This is a genomic window from Citrobacter sp. wls717, assembly GCF_005280955.1.
Lineage (GTDB): Bacteria > Pseudomonadota > Gammaproteobacteria > Enterobacterales > Enterobacteriaceae > Citrobacter > Citrobacter werkmanii.
This window is the reverse complement of record NZ_SZWW01000031.1, coordinates 180245-195798: the sequence shown is the minus strand read 5'-3', so window position 1 is coordinate 195798 and position 15554 is coordinate 180245. Positions and strand designations below refer to the sequence as shown.

Sequence of the window (15554 nt, the reverse complement as noted above, 5' to 3'; positions counted from 1 at the left end):
AGAGATATCTCACACGATTGAGGGCAAACTGGATTACAGAACTGGCTTAAGTTGAGTGAGGAATTCCGCAAGCGAGGCCGCCAGCACCGTTCGTTGACGGGTTCCCAGCGTTTCTTTGCACACTTCACCGGACAGATTGCACACCGAGATGACATCAAGTTCGTTGTCCTGTGTGGCAATAAAAAGCGTAGGTGAGAGCTTGAGTCGCTTTTGCGTAACCAGGTGACCAATCAGGTTTTCCTGGACGCGCCTGAAGTCATCCTCACTCCAGGTTTGCAGCAACGTCAGCTTTTCATTCGCAAACTGCGCGTGCATATCCCCGGCAAACTGGGTGGTGTAAAAAGCATGAACGGCAGGTTGTATCACAATGTCAAAGGCACGTTCAACCGCATTGACGTTTTTTTCACCGACAAAAGGCTGAGGTTGCCAGTAAACCGCATCGTTAGCGGAAGAAATGATGCATGGTGAAGGTACGCCATACAGCTCTTCGCTGAGCGGCCAGCTGTTGTTTTTGTCATGCCACGCGTCGCAATAACGCGTCGTAAAGGCTGTCAACGCCTGCGCTGTCAATTCGTCCACTGATTTCTCTCTTCACAAAAGCCAGGATACACTTGTCGCATAGTGTATCTGGTTTATGACGGTGAAACATGTCTTCTTATGAAAATCATCGGGCGCTTGACGGCCTGACTCTCGGTAAATCAACGGATTACCGGGACAATTACGATGCCAGTTTGTTGCAGGGCGTTCCGCGCAGCCTCAACCGCGACCCGCTGGATTTAAAGGCCGATAATTTGCCTTTCCACGGTGCCGACATCTGGACGCTGTATGAACTGTCATGGCTGAATGCTAACGGCTTACCGCAGGTTGCGGTCGGTCATGTGGAGCTGGATTACACCAGCGTAAATCTGATTGAATCGAAAAGCTTTAAGCTGTACCTGAACAGTTTTAACCAGACGCGTTTTGACTCCTGGGAGGCGGTACGCCAGACGCTGGAAAACGATCTGCGCGCCTGCGCTCAGGGCGATGTCAGCGTGGCGCTATACCGCCTTGACGAACTGGAAGGACAACCGATCGCCCACTTTAACGGCACCTGTATCGATAATCAGGATATCGTCATTGATAACTACCAGTTCAGCACTGAATATCTGGAAAATGCCGTGAGCGGCGAAAAAGCGGTGGAAGAGACGCTGGTCAGCCATCTGCTGAAATCCAACTGTCTGATCACCCACCAGCCCGACTGGGGCTCCATACAAATTCAGTATCGCGGACGCAAAATCGACCGGGAGAAGCTGCTGCGTTATCTGGTCTCCTTCCGCCACCATAATGAATTTCACGAGCAGTGCGTGGAGCGTATTTTCAATGACATTCTGCGCTTCTGCCAGCCGGAGAAACTGAGCGTCTACGCGCGCTACACGCGGCGTGGCGGTCTGGACATTAACCCATGGCGCACCAATACCGATTTCACGCCAGCTACGGGCCGACTGGTACGTCAGTAATCTTTTTTCTCAATTTTGCGTGTCGGATTCCGCGCGCAAGGTTGTGAAAGGCCATCAGCCAGGGCTATTGTAACTACCAGGGAATGACGTTTTGCGTCCCATAAGGAGTCTACTTGATTACACATATTAGCCCACTTGGCTCAATGGACATGTTGTCGCAGTTGGAAGTCGAATTACTTAAACGCACGGCCAGCAGCGACCTGTATCAACTGTTTCGTAACTGTTCACTTGCCGTTCTGAACTCCGGTAGTCTGACCGACAACAGCAAAGAACTGCTGTCCCGCTTTGAAAATTTCGATATTAACGTGCTGCGCCGCGAACGGGGCGTGAAGCTGGAGCTGATTAACCCGCCTGAAGATGCGTTTGTTGATGGGCGCATCATTCGTGCGCTGCAGGCCAACCTGTTTGCCGTGCTGCGCGACATTCTGTTCGTCAATGCTCAGATCCATAACGCGGGTCGTTTTCAGCATCTGGATCTCGAAAGTTCAGTGCATATTACCAACCTGGTGTTCTCGATCCTGCGTAACGCCCGGGCGCTACATGTCGGTGAAGCGCCGAACATGGTCGTCTGCTGGGGCGGTCACTCAATCAACGAAAATGAATACCTGTATGCGCGTCGCGTCGGCACCCAGTTAGGCCTGCGTGAGTTGAACATCTGTACCGGCTGCGGTCCGGGAGCGATGGAAGCGCCAATGAAAGGCGCAGCGGTCGGTCACGCCCAGCAGCGTTACAAAGACAGCCGCTTTATTGGTATGACCGAACCGTCAATCATCGCCGCTGAGCCGCCTAACCCGCTGGTTAACGAACTGATCATCATGCCGGACATTGAAAAACGTCTGGAAGCGTTCGTGCGCATCGCCCACGGTATTATCATCTTCCCGGGTGGCGTCGGGACTGCGGAAGAGCTGTTGTATCTGCTGGGGATCCTGATGAACCCGGCTAATAAAGATCAGGTGCTACCGCTGATTTTGACCGGACCAAAAGAGAGCGCCGATTACTTCCGCGTGCTGGACGAGTTTATCGTGCACACGCTGGGGGAAGATGCCCGCCGACACTATCGCATTATCATTGACGATGCGGCTGAAGTTGCGCGCTTGATGAAAAAAGCGATGCCGTTGGTAAAAGAGAACCGTCGCGACACCGGAGACGCCTACAGCTTTAACTGGTCGATTCGTATCGCACCTGATTTACAGATGCCGTTCGAGCCGTCCCATGAAAACATGGCTAACCTGAAACTGTATCCGGATCAACCCGTTGAAGTTCTGGCGGCCGACCTGCGTCGTGCATTCTCGGGTATTGTGGCCGGTAACGTGAAGGAAGTCGGCATTCGCGCCATCGAAGAGTTTGGCCCGTACAAAATCCACGGTGACCGCGAAATGATGCGCCGCATGGACGATCTCCTGCAGGGATTCGTTGCGCAGCATCGTATGAAGTTGCCAGGCTCCGCGTACATCCCTTGCTACGAGATCTGCGCCTGACCTTCAACACCCGATAGCAGACGCTCTCGTGGTGACAGTTTTGTCCATATCAAAGCCGGGTTTGGCGCAGTCGCCTCCCGGCTTTTTTTAGTGATACCAGTCACATAGCTCAGACGATTATATAAATACCAATGATATGTCGTTAAAAATCACGCGCCACGCAAACGATTACCTCCAAAAACTAACCGTTATTTATCTTAGGAAATTATTATTAGTCGCCAAAATCCTCTAAAAACAACAGTTTTTACAGCGCAACGCTCGTATCTTCGCGCCTTCGCTTTCATGAGATATGTCGTTAATGTTAGCCTCTGCGCCCGTAAATTCGCTTTGACTATTTTTTAACAGATTAATGGTCCAAATTTATCCACATAAAAGGTGGATTATTGCATTTGGGATCGCGATCACTGATACATTCATTACTAAAATGTATCTTTCCGCCCGCAAATTATTACGGCGAAAAATTATATAAAAAATCGCTCAACGAATTTCGATTTACAGTCGGGTTCTTTCTCATTGGATTGACCCCAAACCCGACTTTTTAAGCTTCCTCCAGGAGAAATAGATGGAAAACACTCAAACCAGCACTATCGTTACGGGCCAGACCCGCAGCGCATGGCGCAAGACGGATACCATGTGGATGCTGGGCCTTTACGGCACGGCGATTGGCGCGGGTGTATTGTTCCTGCCGATTAACGCAGGTGTAGGCGGTATGATCCCGCTGATCATCATGGCAATCCTTGCCTTCCCAATGACCTTCTTTGCGCACCGTGGCCTGACCCGCTTCGTGTTGTCCGGTAAAAACCCGGGTGAAGACATTACTGAAGTTGTAGAAGAACACTTTGGCGTTGGCGCAGGTAAACTGATTACCCTGCTCTACTTCTTCGCAATCTACCCGATTCTGTTGGTTTACAGCGTAGCAATCACCAATACCGTTGAAAGCTTCCTGACCCACCAGCTGGCGATTACTCCGCCGCCGCGTGCCATCCTGTCTCTGATCCTGATTGTCGGCATGATGACCATCGTGCGCTTCGGTGAGCAGATGATCGTGAAGGCGATGAGCATCCTGGTATTCCCGTTTGTTGCTGCCCTGATGCTGCTGGCTCTGTACCTGATCCCTCAGTGGAGCGGCGCGGCGCTGGAAACACTCTCTTTTGACTCTGCGGCTTCTACCGGCAACGGTCTGTGGATGACTCTGTGGCTGGCGATTCCGGTAATGGTGTTCTCCTTCAACCACTCTCCGATCATCTCCTCCTTCGCCGTGGCGAAGCGTGAAGAGTACGGTGATGACGCTGAGAAGAAATGCTCCAAAATCCTGGCATTCGCTCACATCATGATGGTACTGACCGTTATGTTCTTCGTTTTCAGCTGTGTACTGAGCCTGACCCCGGCGGATCTGGCTGCAGCGAAAGAGCAGAACATCTCTATCCTGTCTTACCTGGCGAACCACTTCAACGCGCCGATTATCGCCTGGATGGCGCCAATCATCGCGATGATCGCTATCACCAAATCCTTCCTCGGCCACTACCTGGGCGCACGTGAAGGTTTCAACGGTATGGTGATTAAGTCTCTGCGCGGCAAAGGCAAAACCATCGAAATCAACAAACTGAACAAAATCACTGCGCTGTTCATGCTGGTCACCACCTGGATTGTGGCGACGCTGAACCCAAGCATCCTCGGTATGATTGAGACCCTGGGCGGCCCAATCATCGCGATGATTCTGTTCCTGATGCCGATGTATGCCATTCAGAAAGTACCGGCAATGCGTAAATACAGCGGCCATATCAGCAACGTCTTCGTTGTAATTATGGGCCTGATCGCTATCTCCGCAATTTCCTACTCTCTGTTCAGTTAATTCCCCTGCGCCGCTCCCCGGGGCGGCGCACCTCGATACACAATGGACGCCTCATGATTAGCGTATTCGATATTTTCAAAATCGGCATTGGCCCTTCCAGCTCCCATACTGTTGGCCCGATGAAAGCAGGCAAACAATTCACGGATGACCTGATTGCACGCGGAATTCTCACTGACGTAACCCGCGTAGTGGTTGATGTTTATGGTTCTTTGTCCCTGACGGGGAAAGGTCACCATACCGATATCGCAATTATTATGGGTCTGGCGGGTAATCTGCCGGATACCGTAGACATTGATGCCATCCCGGCCTTTATCCAGGATGTGAACACTCATGGGCGTTTGCTGTTGGCGGACGGTCAACATGAGGTCGAATTCCCGGTCGACAAGTGCATGAATTTCCATACGGACAATCTGTCCCTGCACGAAAACGGGATGCGTATTACTGCACTGGCGGGCGAAAAAGCCGTTTACAGCCAGACTTACTATTCCATTGGCGGTGGGTTCATCGTTGATGAAGAACACTTTGGTTTACCGAACAGCGCTCCGGTAAACGTACCGTATCCGTATAAATCTGCGGCGGATTTGCAACGTCATTGCCAGGAAACCGGCCTGTCGCTTTCCGGCCTGATGATGCAAAACGAACTGGCGCTGCACAGCAAAGAAGAGCTGGAACAGCACTTTGCCAACGTCTGGGAAGTGATGCGTAGCGGGATTGAGCGCGGTATCACCACCGAAGGCGTATTGCCGGGTAAACTGCGCGTTCCGCGTCGTGCGGCGGCGCTACGTCGTATGCTGGTAAGCCAGGACAAAACCACCACTGACCCGATGGCGGTTGTTGACTGGATCAACATGTTCGCGCTGGCCGTGAATGAAGAAAACGCTGCCGGTGGACGTGTGGTTACCGCGCCAACCAACGGCGCATGCGGGATTGTTCCTGCCGTGCTGGCTTACTACGACAAGTTTATCCGCGAAGTGAACGCTAACTCGCTGGCACGCTACATGCTGGTCGCGAGCGCCATCGGTTCACTGTACAAGATGAACGCCTCTATCTCTGGCGCCGAAGTCGGCTGTCAGGGAGAGGTTGGCGTAGCCTGCTCCATGGCAGCGGCCGGTCTGGCTGAACTGCTGGGCGGTAGCCCAACGCAGGTATGCATCGCGGCGGAAATCGGTATGGAACACAACCTGGGTCTGACCTGCGATCCGGTTGCCGGCCAGGTTCAGGTACCGTGCATTGAGCGTAATGCCATTGCTTCGGTCAAAGCGGTTAACGCCGCGCGTATGGCGCTGCGCCGTACCAGCGAACCGCGCGTGTGCCTCGATAAAGTCATCGAGACCATGTACGAAACCGGGAAAGACATGAATGCCAAATACCGCGAAACCTCTCGCGGCGGTCTGGCGATGAAGATTGTCTCCTGCGATTAATTCTCAGCACATTTTAGGATCTGTAGGCCGGATAAGGCGCTCGCCGCCATCCGGCTTTTATTGCCTGATGGCGCTTCGCTTATCAGGCCTACGGATAGCACTATTTCGCAATGCTCGCCTCCCCCCGCCGTGAATGTTACCCTACAGCCTGATTTGTTAGGGAGAACACCGTGGCCGTCCACTTACTTATTGTCGATGCACTGAATCTTATCCGCCGCATTCACGCCGTACAGGGATCTCCCTGCGTGGAGACGTGCCAGCACGCGCTCGATCAATTAATTGTGCACAGTCAGCCCACGCACGCCGTGGCGGTATTTGATGATGAAGCGCGCAATAGCGGTTGGCGTCACCAAAGACTGCCTGACTACAAAGCCGGTCGTCCACCGATGCCAGATGACTTGCATCAGGAAATGCCCGCCTTACGCGCCGCTTTTGAACAGCGCGGCGTCTGCTGCTGGGTCTCCAGCGGTAATGAAGCCGACGATTTAGCCGCTACGCTGGCGGTTAAAGTTTGCCAGGCGGGACATCAGGCCACCATCGTCTCCACCGATAAAGGCTACTGTCAGTTGCTCTCCCCGACGCTGCGTATTCGCGACTATTTTCAGAAGCGCTGGCTGGACGCACCGTTCATTGAGAAAGAATTTGGCGTGCTGCCGCAACAACTGCCCGATTACTGGGGGCTGGCCGGGATCGGTAGTTCAAAGGTTCCTGGCGTGGCAGGTATTGGCCCCAAAAGCGCCACACAATTGCTGACGCTGTTTCCAACGCTGGAAGGGATTTATGCGCATCTTGATGAGGTGCCGGAAAAGTGGCGCAAGAAGCTTGAGATGCATAAAGAAATGGCGTATCTGTGTCGCGATATCGCACGACTGCAAACGGACTTACATATCGACGGGAATTTACAGCAGCTACGGCTGGCTCGGTAATGTTATTGCCGGATGACGGTGTAAACACCTTATCCGGCCTACTTATCGTACAACCCTGTAGGCCGGATAAACGCCGGGTGATTACCAGGCGGTATGGTACAGCTCAACGATATCGCCCAGGCTCGCTTCACGCGGATTTCCCCCGGTACAGACATCATCAAATGCAGCCTGCGCCAGCGCAGGAATATCCTCTTTGCGTACGCCAACATCGCGCAGGTGCCGCGGGATCCCAACATCGTGGTTAAGGGCAAATACCGCATCCACTGCCGCTTTCCGTGCTTCTGCCAGCGTCAGTCCTTCAACCTTCACCCCCATTACCCGGGCGATATCGCGGAATTTCTCCCCGGTGTATTCGGCGTTATAGTGCATCACATGCGGCAGCAAAATGGCATTTGCGACGCCGTGCGGGGTGTTATAAAACGCGCCCAGCGGGTGCGCCATGCCATGTACTAATCCCAGACCAACGTTGGAAAAACCCATTCCCGCCACATACTGGCCCAGCGCCATCGCTTCCCCCGCCTGACTGTCGCCCGCGACCGATCCGCGTAAAGCCCCGGCAATAATTTCAATCGCTTTAATGTGCAGCGCATCGGTAAGCGCCCACGCCGCGCGCGTGATGTATCCTTCAATGGCATGGGTCAGGGCATCCACACCCGTGGCCGCTTTTAACGCCGCAGGCATGCCGTCCATCATGTCAGCATCGATAAACGCCACCTGCGGAATATCGTGTGGATCGACACAAACAAACTTACGCCGGTTTTCTTCATCCGTGATCACGTAGTTAATGGTCACTTCCGCCGCCGTCCCTGCTGTGGTTGGGATAGCCATAACCGGCACGCTCGGGCAGCGCGTCGGGGATAACCCTTCGAGGCTGCGTACATCCGCAAACTCAGGGTTATTGTTGATAATGCCAATCGCTTTACAGGTATCCTGCGGGGAGCCTCCGCCAATGGCTATAAGATAGTCTGCGCCACTTTGCTCAAAGACCTCCAATCCTTCCTGCACCACCGCAATGGTTGGGTTAGGAATAACGCCTGAATAGATGTCCCACGCCAGACCCGCGTCATCCATCCGGGACGTCACCTTCTCGACAACACCGCACCGCACCAGGTTTTCGTCGGTCACAATCAGCGCCTTGCGATAACCACGACGGATGACTTCATCGGTCAATGCACCAACAGCTCCCCGGCCAAACCATGCCGTTTCGTTCAGAATCATTCTGTTCGCCATCGTATTTCTCCTTTTCGCTATGCGAAATTACTCTTCAATTCGTAATCCGTAAGATTTGAATTTCTCCAGCACAACAGCGATCTCCTCATCGTCCAACACCGGAACCGGATCGACAATGGCCAGGGTGCTCAGATAAAGGCGCGCCAGAACTTCCACTTCATGCGCCAACCACAGTGCTTTTTCCAGATTCGCTTCACAAGCAATCAGCCCATGGTGCTGTAAAAGCGTTGCCTTACGGTTTTTCAGGGCGACGCTCACATGCTCTGACAGCTCTCGTGTACCAAACGTCGCATAAGGCGCACACGGAATAGAGTTTCCCCCCGCCGCCGCAATCATGTAATGGATTGCCGGAATTGGACGGTTGAGAATCGAAACGGCCGTACAATGCACAGCATGGTTATGGACGACCGCATTGGCGTCCGGACGCGTCTGGTAAGCCGCCAGGTGAAAACGCCATTCGCTGGAGGGTAACTGACCTTTATCATATTTTCCGTCGTTATCTACATACACGATCATGTTTTCAGTAAGTCTTTCATAAGGAATACCGCTGGGCGTGATCAACATCCCATTCTCATATCGCGCACTCACATTTCCCGCCGTCCCCTGATTTAATCCAAGGCTGGTCATTTCAAGACAGGTTTCAATGATTTCTCGTGACAAACGCATTCTTTCCATAATGATTCTCCGGGTACAGTTTCTCCTCGTCTTTAATTGCGAAAAATGTAGCCGCAGAGTAAGACGGGTCAGGTTTCAGATATGGGCAGCCACTGAATGTGTTTATTCAGATCCAGTTGGCCGATTTATTTATAGCAACGTATTATTGTTGTCTTACGCGCTTAATAAGTTTCATCGGTACTTTTACAGTTTCTTTAATAGGTTGGTCGTCTATGGCACTCATCATCATATCGAATGCTTTTTCCGCCCAAACATTTTCATCCTGCTGCATTGACCAGACATTATTGGCGAGGAATCCCAGCATCGGATGTTCATCGAATGTGCCAATATTAATATCAGGTGGAATTGTGCCGAAACGATGGCGAATAGCGTTAATAGCACCTTCCAGTACGGGTAATGATGAGGCTATAAACGCCTGTGGCCGCCCCTGTTCACCAATCAATCTATCCATCAGTTGAAAGCCACCTTCAGGAGTGTTGTCAGGACCTTCACGCACCCAATCACGGTGATGAATACCATTATTCTTCAAAGAATTAAGGTAACCTTGCAGACGATCGCCAATACTGGGTAATCCGGTATCTCCGACTAAAAACCAGATTGGAGCCTTTCCGGCATCAAACAAACTTTGCGTCAACTTTTCGCCACCTAAAATATTATGACTTTCAACCAATGCGTTATCGGTATACTTAAAATCACGGTCCAGTAACACCATCGGTTTTCTGACCTGGCGTAAATGGTGTTGCTGATTCTCCAATGTAGAGGGAACAATAAAAAGGCCATCAACATTGCGAGCGATTAACGCTTTGGTTAATTTATTTTCGTAATCAACATCATCATAGGTACAGCTAATCATTAACTGATAACCGGAGCGACGACAGCGTTGCTCAAGTTTCTCGGCGAGAGTGGCAAAAAAAACGTTGGAAATATTGGGAACAATCAGTCCCAATGTATCCGTTTTATTCAATTTCAGGCTACGGGCTGAATGGTTTATGACGTAACCATAGCGCTCAACATATTCATTAATACGCGTTTGGGTTTTGACACTGATTCGATATTGCTCTGCTTTCCCGTTCAGCACCAGTCGTACGGTCGTAACCGATAAATTCAGATCGCTGGCTATCTGTTCTACTGTTTTAGCCATTTATATGCCCCAGTCCACATCCAAAAACGTCAATCTCCAATCATAAAAGTATTTTAAACTTTTGTCTTACTGCATAAGTTGATTAATCGCCTGCTGCTGATCCCACATCATCAGATAAGCCTGGTATTTGCGGTCATAGAAGCCCCGCCGTGCCGGATTAGCCTTAATAATCTCGCCGGAGCGAACCATCGCCTGGCATGCAGATGGAATATTCGCCCACGCGCCGCTTGCTACCGCGCCGGTGATAGCTGCCCCTAACGTCACTGCATCTTCCTCCTGCATAAGATGAATATCGCATCCGGTAGCATCGGCATATTCCCGCATCCACAGCGGGTTATGCGTTGCGCCGCCGCACAGCGCCAGTCGGGAAATGGTATGGCCGTTTTCACGCATCACTTCCATAATGTGCCGCGTGCCGCAGGCAATCGCCTGTAACGTCGCCAGGTACAGGCGAGCCACCTGCATCTCGCCTCGCTCAAGAGTCAAGCCGCAGACGCTGCCCCGTGCATCGGGTCGCGCGCGGGGGGAGCGATTGCCATGGTGATCGGCCAGCACATGCAAATAACGACCAGGTTCAGACTCCTTCCTCTCAAGTTCCGCAACCCATTCGTTGACTAAAACGATCGGATGGCAGCCCCGCGCCTCGGCCTTATGAAATAGCTCGGCACTCGCGCCTGATTCCTGGAGCGTCCAGTCGACCAATGCCCCGGCAGCGCTTTGCCCTCCCTCCGTCAACCAGTAACCAGGCAGCATGGCAGACCAATACGGTCCCCATACGCCCGGCGTATAAATTTCCTGTTTGCTGCACAGCATATGGCAGTTTGACGTTCCGCTAATCAACGCTAACGTTCCCGCAGGCTCAACGCCAGCAAGCGCCAAACCGCCTGCATGGGCATCAATCATCCCACTGGCGACGACAACTGCCGTCGTCAGCCCCAGCGCCTGGGCCGCATCGGCGCTAAGCGTTCCCACGGCGGCGCCTGGCGGAAGAATATGCGACGGGATTTTGCCCGTTAAATCCGTTAACTCTACGGCGTCGAGCAGAGAGTGGCTAAAGCGTTGTTCATGGGCCAGATAGTTCCATTTACAGGTCAGCGTACACAGACCGGCAACGTCACTCCCGGTGGCTTTACAGACAAGATAGTCAGCCAAATCGTAAAAACGATGCGCACTGTGCCAGGTTGCAGGGAAGTGTTTTTTTAGCCACAGCACCTTGGGAATCTCCATTTCGACGCTGACTTCACCGCCAACGTAACGCAGAGCCGGATCCTGCGTAGCGTTAATATGCTGAGCTTCCTGCACCGCGCGATGATCCATCCACATGATGATGTTATGGTCTGATGGTTCGCCTGGTGAAACCGCCAGGCCCTGCCCCTGCTCGTCGAGAGCCACCAATGAACAAGTGGCATCGAATCCCAGTGAACGGATATCCTCAATGCAGATCCCGGATGACGATACTGCCCCCTTAACCGCATCGCAAACCTGCTGCCAGATTTCTGCAGATGACTGCTCAACCCGATCGGGGCCGGGTCGAAACTGCGAGATAGGGCGTGTCGCAAAGGCCAGACGTTTGCCGCTGGCATCGAACACACCCGCCCTGACACTGGCAGAGCCGACATCCACACCGAGGAAATATCCACTGCTCATAGTAACTCCCTGACGTTATCTAATAGTGGGGCGAGTACCTCGCCCCAACGCTCTTATTTTTTACCGAATGGGTGTAACAGCTTGTCAATTTCTGGGGTATCAATGTTCTTCGCACTAACGAATTTCACCGGAATATCAATCTCTTTTGGTACTGACTGACCGGATACCGCCGCATTCAGTGTCTTGATACCCTGATAGCCAATCTGGTAGGCGTCCTGCACAACAAAGCCCTGAATCACCCCGGACTTCAGGAAGGCAATAATGGCCTCGGTGCTGTCAAAACCAATCACCTTCACTTTGCCTTTCAGGTTTTGACTATCAATTGCGTTTGCTACGCCGAGCGTTGAGCCTTCATTCGTGCCATAAATCCCTGCAATATCCGGGTTGGCCTGAATCATATCGATGGTTTTATCCATCGCTTTTTGCGGATCGCCATCGCTATACTGGACCGGTAGCACCTGGATATCCGGATATTTCTCCTTCATGCGGGCAATAAACCCTTCTGAACGCTCAATCGCTGAGGAGGTCCCTGCTACGTGCGCAATAATGCCCACTTTTCCTTTGTTGCCCACTTCAGCTGCCAGCGCGTCTGCCGCTTCAGCCCCGGCTTTACAGTTATTCGTGGCGACAAAACTGACCGGAATATCAGAATTCACACCGGAGTCAAAGGTCACAACTTTAATGCCGCGTGAATTTGCGGTCTCAACTAATGGCGCCAGCGCATTGGCATCTAACGCGGCCAGTAATAGTCCATTAGGTTTTTGCGCCATCGCGTTTTCAACTAACTGAATCTGCTCGGCAATCTGAGTTTCATCCGCCGGGCCCACATAGCTGGTTTTGTCACCCAACTCTTTTGCTGCCGCTTCCGTCCCCATTTTTACGGTTTGCCAGAATTCATGCTGGAAACCTTTACTGACCACGGGAAGATTCATATCTTTAGCCAAAACGCTGGATGTCATACAGGCCAGCAGGGATAACGCATAGACAAAATTCCTGGTTCTCATTGTTTTACTCCGTTCTGAGTGAGTCACCCTAAACGTCAGGGTTATGATGTCCCGTGACTTCCGGGAGCGTAAATCAACGAATTTTTTTGCGTAATGTGTCGAGATAAACCGCAGCAATGACCACTATCCCCATGGCCACCATTTGCCAGAACTGGGAAACACCCATCAGGTTCAGACCATTTTTCAACACGCTCATAATGAATGCGCCAATGATAGTGCCGCCGATGGTGCCAATCCCGCCCATCAGACTGGTACCGCCAATAACGACCGCCGCGATGGCTTCCAGCTCATAACCCACACCGACCGTCGGCTGCCCGGAGTTTAAACGTGAGGCCAGAATGACCCCGGCAATCCCGGTCAGCAGACCACAAAAGGCGTAGACGAAAATTTTCACGCGCTGCACTTTAATCCCGGAAAGATGTGCCGCCACCTCATTACTGCCCACCGCGTAAACATAGCGGCCTATCACCGTTTTCTTCAGGATGTACGCGGCGATGAGCGCCACCACCACCAGGTAAAAAACGGGATAGGGCAGCACATCAAACAACCGTCCCTGGGCCAGCATTTTGAAGGTGGGGTAATCAGCGAAGTAAATCGCGCGGCCATCGGTCATCACCATATTGATACCTCTGACGGACATCATCAGACCCAGCGTGGCGATAAAAGGCGGGATGGTCATTTTGGTGACCAGCAGACCATTGATATAGCCGCATAATCCTCCAGCCAGTACACCCGCAAGAATACAGACGGGCAGAGGCAATCCCAGCGTGGCGCAGATACCTACCGCGACACCAGAAAATGCCACGACTGAACCGAGAGAAAGGTCGATCCCTGAAGTGATAATGACGAAGGTAACGCCAATCGCCATAATGCCAATCACCGAGGTTTGCAGGGCAATTGTCATAATGTTTTCAGTGTTAAAGAAAAATGGCGAACCAAAACTAAAAAATATTACCAAAATAATCAGACTTAAAAGTGGCGCAAGGCGCATTAAAAGTTCTTTGTTAATTTTTATTTTCTTATTATTGCTGTCTGAAGAGGTTACAGAGATAGTCATAAGTTAGTCCTCTAACGTCGCATATTGCATGATTTTTTCTTGTGTGGCGTCATCAGAAGCTAGCTCCCCGGTAATACGCCCATTACGCATCACTAAAATGCGATCGCACATACCCAGCACTTCCGGTAATTCAGAGGAGATCATGATAATTGATTTCCCTTTTGCCACCAGCCGATTCATTAATTCATAAATTTCAAGCTTGGCCCCCACATCAATCCCGCGAGTGGGTTCATCAAAGATGAGAATATCGGTGTCTTTACACACCCATCGGGCAATAATAATTTTCTGCTGATTACCACCACTTAAATTCAAGGCGGCTTGCTCTAAATGTGGTGTTTTAATACGTAGGGCTTTAACCTGTTCCTCGCTGGTTTTCTGGCAACGTTTGCTGTCCACATTGCCAAAACGATCGGAATACTCAGGGTAATTGCCCAACATAATATTGCGCTCAACGGACAGTCCTAATGCCAGTCCCTCTTTTTTCCGGTCCTCGGTTAAATAGCTGATACCCTGTTGGATAGCATCAGGAATATCTTTAATCACCGTAACTTTACCGTTCAGCTTAAGGGTTCCACCATCAATGGGATCCGCGCCAAAAATCGCCCGCGCCAGCTCAGTACGCCCTGCGCCCATCAGACCGGCGAAGCCCAGGATTTCTCCTTGGTAAAGCGTGAAATCAATATTGTTCAATACACCATTACGCGTCAGCCCACTCACTTCCAACACGGGCTTACGTTGAGCCAAAGGTTCACGGCGAGGATAAATATTACCGAGGTCACGCCCGACCATCATGGCAATCAGGTCGCTAATTTTGACCGCATCATAATCCACGGTGGCAATAAACTGCCCATCGCGCATTACCGTAGCGCGATCGGCTATCAGCGCCAGCTCCTCCAGTCGGTGCGAAATGTAAACAATGCCAGTCCCCTGTTCTTTCAATAAACGGGTTACCTGAAACAAGCTGTCGATTTCCGTTTCCGTCAGTGCCGCCGTAGGTTCATCCATAATAAGAATCTTGGCATTGACCGATATCGCTTTAGCTATCTCAACCATTTGTTGTTGAGCAACGGTCAGATCGGCAACCAGCGTGTCTGGGGCGATATTCAGGTTTAACTTTTGCAAAATATCGATCGCAGCCTGCCGCTGTTGTTTTTCGTCCAGACGCCAGCGATTATTTTTGCAAAACTCCCTGCCAATAAATATATTTTCTTCAACGGTGAGTTCAGGGAAGAGGTTAAATTCCTGATGAATAATCGTGATACCTGCACTTTGCGCACTTAACGGGTTAGCGAAAGTAACTGGCTGCCCCTCAAAAATAATCTCCCCTTCATCAGGCTGATAAACACCGGATAAGATCTTCATCAACGTAGATTTTCCTGCGCCATTCTCACCCAGCAGCGCATGAACCTCACCTTTGTGTAAAGCAAAATCCACATTACTCAACGCTAATACGCCGGGAAAACGTTTCGTAATATGACTCATCTGTAAAAATGTTTCAGACATTGCTGCTTTCCTCAATATACAGAAACTGCAGTCAGTGAATCAGGCGAAAACAAGATTCCAGAGGGCCATCGTCACCGTTAATGTGAATACTACTTACAAGTTCATATGCGTTTTATCAATTATG

The 15554-nt window shown here is 51.4% G+C and carries 13 protein-coding genes; 5 read left to right on the top strand and 8 right to left on the bottom strand.

Going from position 1 to position 15554, the window contains the following annotated elements; genetic code table 11:
* Positions 1 to 33: 33 nt before the first annotated feature.
* Positions 34 to 579, bottom strand: a complete 546-nt coding sequence (syd, locus tag FDX09_RS15790) for a SecY-interacting protein (protein WP_069324540.1) — start codon at positions 577 to 579, stop codon at positions 34 to 36.
* Positions 580 to 647: 68 nt separating this feature from the next.
* Here syd and queF point away from each other — a divergent pair, with 68 nt between their 5' ends.
* The 5 genes from queF (at position 648) to xni (ending at position 7173) form a co-directional block, all read left to right on the top strand.
* On the top strand, positions 648 to 1496 hold the full coding sequence (gene queF, locus FDX09_RS15785; RefSeq protein ID WP_038633229.1) for an NADPH-dependent 7-cyano-7-deazaguanine reductase QueF: 849 nt from the start codon (positions 648 to 650) through the stop codon (positions 1494 to 1496).
* Between the two features lie 113 nt (positions 1497 to 1609).
* Positions 1610 to 2974 (top strand): nucleotide 5'-monophosphate nucleosidase PpnN, encoded by a 1365-nt coding sequence (gene ppnN, locus FDX09_RS15780; protein WP_038633231.1) that lies wholly within the window; start codon positions 1610 to 1612, stop codon positions 2972 to 2974.
* A gap of 562 nt (positions 2975 to 3536) precedes the next feature.
* A complete protein-coding gene (locus tag FDX09_RS15775; RefSeq protein WP_006687002.1) occupies positions 3537 to 4826 on the top strand; it encodes an HAAAP family serine/threonine permease in 1290 nt (429 codons plus the stop codon).
* A 53-nt stretch (positions 4827 to 4879) separates the two neighbouring features.
* A complete protein-coding gene (locus FDX09_RS15770; protein WP_085048811.1) occupies positions 4880 to 6247 on the top strand; it encodes an L-serine ammonia-lyase in 1368 nt (455 codons plus the stop codon).
* Between the two features lie 170 nt (positions 6248 to 6417).
* Entirely contained in the window at positions 6418 to 7173 is a 756-nt protein-coding gene (gene xni / locus FDX09_RS15765) for a flap endonuclease Xni (protein WP_085048810.1), read from the top strand.
* An 81-nt stretch (positions 7174 to 7254) separates the two neighbouring features.
* Here xni and fucO read toward each other — a convergent pair whose 3' ends face one another.
* The 7 genes from fucO to FDX09_RS15730 form a co-directional block, all read right to left on the bottom strand.
* Positions 7255 to 8403: a lactaldehyde reductase gene (fucO, locus tag FDX09_RS15760; protein ID WP_085048809.1), complete on the bottom strand. Its 1149-nt coding sequence runs from the start codon at positions 8401 to 8403 to the stop codon at positions 7255 to 7257.
* Positions 8404 to 8430: 27 nt separating this feature from the next.
* A complete protein-coding gene (gene fucA, locus FDX09_RS15755; RefSeq protein ID WP_085048808.1) occupies positions 8431 to 9078 on the bottom strand; it encodes an L-fuculose-phosphate aldolase in 648 nt (215 codons plus the stop codon).
* Between the two features lie 142 nt (positions 9079 to 9220).
* Entirely contained in the window at positions 9221 to 10219 is a 999-nt protein-coding gene (locus FDX09_RS15750; RefSeq protein ID WP_038633242.1) for a LacI family DNA-binding transcriptional regulator, read from the bottom strand.
* A 66-nt stretch (positions 10220 to 10285) separates the two neighbouring features.
* Complete coding sequence (locus FDX09_RS15745; protein ID WP_137347486.1) at positions 10286 to 11866, bottom strand: FGGY-family carbohydrate kinase; 1581 nt, start codon at positions 11864 to 11866, stop codon at positions 10286 to 10288.
* A 53-nt stretch (positions 11867 to 11919) separates the two neighbouring features.
* Positions 11920 to 12870 carry an ABC transporter substrate-binding protein gene (locus FDX09_RS15740; protein ID WP_137347485.1) on the bottom strand — a complete coding sequence of 317 codons (951 nt, stop codon included), beginning with the start codon at positions 12868 to 12870 and terminating at the stop codon, positions 11920 to 11922.
* Between the two features lie 73 nt (positions 12871 to 12943).
* Positions 12944 to 13927, bottom strand: coding sequence for an ABC transporter permease (locus FDX09_RS15735; protein WP_038633251.1), 984 nt, complete (start codon positions 13925 to 13927; stop codon positions 12944 to 12946).
* A gap of 3 nt (positions 13928 to 13930) precedes the next feature.
* The gene (locus FDX09_RS15730) at positions 13931 to 15430 is read right to left on the bottom strand and encodes a sugar ABC transporter ATP-binding protein (RefSeq protein ID WP_069324532.1); all 1500 of its coding nucleotides are present in this window, start codon (positions 15428 to 15430) and stop codon (positions 13931 to 13933) included.
* Between the last annotated feature and the right edge of the window lie 124 nt (positions 15431 to 15554).

What these genes read in the sequence shown, in the direction of transcription:
- queF (WP_038633229.1), top strand. Translation starts at nt 648, where the DNA reads ATGTCTTCTTATGAAAATCATCGGGCGCTTGACGGCCTGACTCTCGGT.
- FDX09_RS15775 (WP_006687002.1), top strand. Translation starts at nt 3,537, where the DNA reads ATGGAAAACACTCAAACCAGCACTATCGTTACGGGCCAGACCCGCAGC.
- FDX09_RS15770 (WP_085048811.1), top strand. Translation starts at nt 4,880, where the DNA reads ATGATTAGCGTATTCGATATTTTCAAAATCGGCATTGGCCCTTCCAGC.
- fucO (WP_085048809.1), bottom strand. Translation starts at nt 8,403, where the DNA reads ATGGCGAACAGAATGATTCTGAACGAAACGGCATGGTTTGGCCGGGGA.
- fucA (WP_085048808.1), bottom strand. Translation starts at nt 9,078, where the DNA reads ATGGAAAGAATGCGTTTGTCACGAGAAATCATTGAAACCTGTCTTGAA.
- FDX09_RS15750 (WP_038633242.1), bottom strand. Translation starts at nt 10,219, where the DNA reads ATGGCTAAAACAGTAGAACAGATAGCCAGCGATCTGAATTTATCGGTT.
- FDX09_RS15745 (WP_137347486.1), bottom strand. Translation starts at nt 11,866, where the DNA reads ATGAGCAGTGGATATTTCCTCGGTGTGGATGTCGGCTCTGCCAGTGTC.
- FDX09_RS15740 (WP_137347485.1), bottom strand. Translation starts at nt 12,870, where the DNA reads ATGAGAACCAGGAATTTTGTCTATGCGTTATCCCTGCTGGCCTGTATG.
- FDX09_RS15735 (WP_038633251.1), bottom strand. Translation starts at nt 13,927, where the DNA reads ATGACTATCTCTGTAACCTCTTCAGACAGCAATAATAAGAAAATAAAA.
- FDX09_RS15730 (WP_069324532.1), bottom strand. Translation starts at nt 15,430, where the DNA reads ATGTCTGAAACATTTTTACAGATGAGTCATATTACGAAACGTTTTCCC.